This is a genomic window from Intrasporangium sp., from assembly GCF_032907665.1.
Lineage (GTDB): Bacteria > Actinomycetota > Actinomycetes > Actinomycetales > Dermatophilaceae > Intrasporangium.
In genome coordinates this window covers 1-2818 of the sequence record NZ_JAJJPG010000249.1, presented here as the reverse complement: position 1 = coordinate 2818, position 2818 = coordinate 1, and the positions used below count along the sequence as shown (strand labels likewise).

Sequence of the window (2818 nt, the reverse complement as noted above, 5' to 3'; positions counted from 1 at the left end):
CCCTGCCGATCTACCAGACGACGAGCTACGTCTTCAACGACACCGACCACGCCGCCAACCTCTTTGGCCTCAAGGAGTTCGGCAACATCTACACCCGGATCATGAATCCGACGACCGATGTCGTGGAGCAACGCATCGCCGCCCTCGAGGGGGGCGTCGGCGCCCTGCTCGTGGCCTCCGGCCAGTCCGCCACGACGCTCGCGATCCTCAACATCGCCGAGGCTGGCGACCACCTCGTCGCCTCCCCGAGCCTCTATGGCGGCACGGTGAACCTGCTCAAGTTCACCCTGCCCAAGCTGGGCATCGAGGTGAGCTTCGTCGACGACCCGGCCTCGATCGAGTCCTGGCGGGCGGCCATCAGGCCGAACACCAAGCTGCTCTTCGGCGAGACCATCGCCAACCCCAAGGCGGAGGTCCTCGACATCGAGGCGGTCGCGGCGCTCGCCCACGAGCACGGGGTCCCGCTCGTCGTCGACAACACCATCGCGACGCCCTACGTCATCCGCCCGATCGAGTGGGGCGCCGACGTCGTGGTCCACTCGGCGACGAAGTACCTCGGTGGCCACGGCACGTCGATCGCGGGCGTCATCGTCGACGCGGGGCGCTTCGACTACGGGCAGGACCCGGAACGGTTCCCGAACTACAACACCCCCGAGGAGAGCTACCACGGCCTCGTCTTCGCGCGGGACCTGGGCGTCGGCAGCCCCCTCGGGGCCAACCTCGCCTACATCCTCAAGGCGCGTGTGCAGCTGCTCCGCGACCTCGGTCCCGCCGCGGCGCCGTTCAACGCCTTCCTCATCGCGCAGGGCCTCGAGACGCTGTCACTGCGTGTCGAGCGCCACCTCGAGAACGCCGCGAAGGTCGCCGCCTTCCTCCAGGGGCATGAGCAGGTCGAGCGTGTCGTCTGGGCGTCCCTGCCCGACAGCCCGTCCTACGCGACCGCGCAGAAGTACGCTCCGCGCGGCGCGGGTGCGGTCCTGTCCTTCGAGATCAAGGGCGGCCTCGAGGCCGGCAAGAAGTTCGTCGAGGGTCTGACGCTCCACAGCCACGTGGCCAACATCGGCGACGTCCGCTCCCTCGTCATCCACCCGGCGTCGACGACGCACTCGCAGGGACCGGAGGAGGACCGTCTCGCGGCTGGCGTGACGCCCGGCCTGGTCCGCCTCGCCGTCGGCATCGAGCACATCGACGACATCATCGCTGACCTCGAGCAGGGCTTCACCGCGGCGAAGATCTGACCGTCACCCGGGGGTGAGCGGCACCGGAGAATCCGTATGCCGCTCACCCCCTCGCGCTCATAGGCTGGCTCCCGTGCCTGCCCAGCCCGCCACCGCCATCCGCTATCCCGCCCCGCTTCGCCCGGGTGACCGCATCGGCGTCACCGCGCCGAGCTCCGGTGTCCCCGAGGCGCTGTGGCCTCGGGTCGAGCTGACGCGTCGGTTCCTCGAGGACCGCGGCTTCGAGGTGGAGCTCGGCGCGTGCCTCCGAGCCCCCAGCCACGTCAGCGCGCCACGGGAACAACGGGCGGCGGAGCTCATGCGGATGCTCACCGACCCGGCCATCCGGGCGGTCGTGCCCCCGTGGGGCGGCGAGACCGGCATCGACCTGCTCGACCTGCTGGACGTCGAGGCGATCGCCGCGGCGGACCCGACGTGGTGCGTTGGGTACTCGGACACGACGACGTGGCTCACCCCGGTGACCTTGCGCACGGGTGTCGCCACGGTCCACGGGCAGAACTTCATGGACACGCTCTACCGGGTGCCGGAGGGCATGTCGCACTGGTTGGACGTGGCCTCGGCGCCCGCGGGGACGGAGCTCGTGCAGCACTCCCCCGGTCGGTACCGGACGACGGGCTTCGACGACTGGGCCGCCGATCCCGGAGCATCCGACTACGTCTTCGACGGCGAGGGGACGTGGACCCGGATCGACCCCGGCCACGTCGACGAGCCGGTGACGCTGCGCGGTCGCCTCGTCGCCGGGTGCGTCGAGACGATCAGCTTCATCGCCGGCGGTGCCTACGCCGACGTCAACGCCTTCGCCGACGCGTACTCACCCGAGGGGCTCGTCCACGTGCTCGACATCGCCGAGTGGGGCTCGTACGACATCTGCCGGGCACTGCACGCGATGCGGCTGCACGGGTGGTTCGATCGCAGCAACGGCGTCCTCGTCTCCCGCACCGCCGCCCCTGCCGCGCCGGGCTTCTCGCAGCACGATGCCGTGGTCGACGCCCTGGGAATGCTTGGGGTGCCGATCATCGCCGACGTCGAGTGCGGCCACCTGCCGCCCTACCTTGCCCTGCTCAACGGCGCCCCGACCACGGTGCGGTTCGACGCCGACGAGCGGTCGATCGCCCAGACCCTCACCTGATGGCCGTCGCCCTCACGCACTGACCCGTCTGGCGGGTCAGTGTGTGAGGCCTGTGGATGGGCGACATCGTTCGGCGTGCGGTTCGGGCAGGATCGTGGGAGCGTTCTGTCACGTTTCCGCCCGTTATGCACGCCGGTGGCGCGTGTCTCTCGATGTCAGGGGATCTGAGCAGCCGTGTCGAAACGAAGCCTCATGCCGTATGCCGCTGGGCTCCTCCTCGTGCTCACCCTCGCCGGGTGCGCGGCCGGGGACGGGACCGCGGCGCCGCAGGCCACGACGCCTGCCCCGCGCCCGTCCACACCGAGCGCATCGGTGAGCACCTCGGTGGCGCCGTCCACACCGATTCCTGCGGCGTCCACCAGCGCGACACCAGACTTCCCGGACGGTCTGCCGGCCGCGGCGAAGAAGCGCACCAAGGAAGGCGCCAAGGCCTTCGTCGAACACTTCATCG

General features: G+C 70.2%; 2 protein-coding genes and 1 pseudogene. All 3 read left to right on the top strand.

Annotated elements, in window-relative coordinates; all coding sequences use genetic code 11:
* A partial coding sequence (locus LOY02_RS19005) for a bifunctional o-acetylhomoserine/o-acetylserine sulfhydrylase (protein WP_317183929.1) occupies positions 1-1238 on the top strand: 1238 nt, incomplete at its 5' end.
* A gap of 73 nt (positions 1239-1311) precedes the next feature.
* A complete protein-coding gene (locus tag LOY02_RS19000; protein ID WP_317183928.1) occupies positions 1312-2367 on the top strand; it encodes an LD-carboxypeptidase in 1056 nt (351 codons plus the stop codon).
* Positions 2368-2541: 174 nt separating this feature from the next.
* Positions 2542-2818: pseudogene (locus tag LOY02_RS18995) on the top strand (hypothetical protein); the annotation flags it as partial.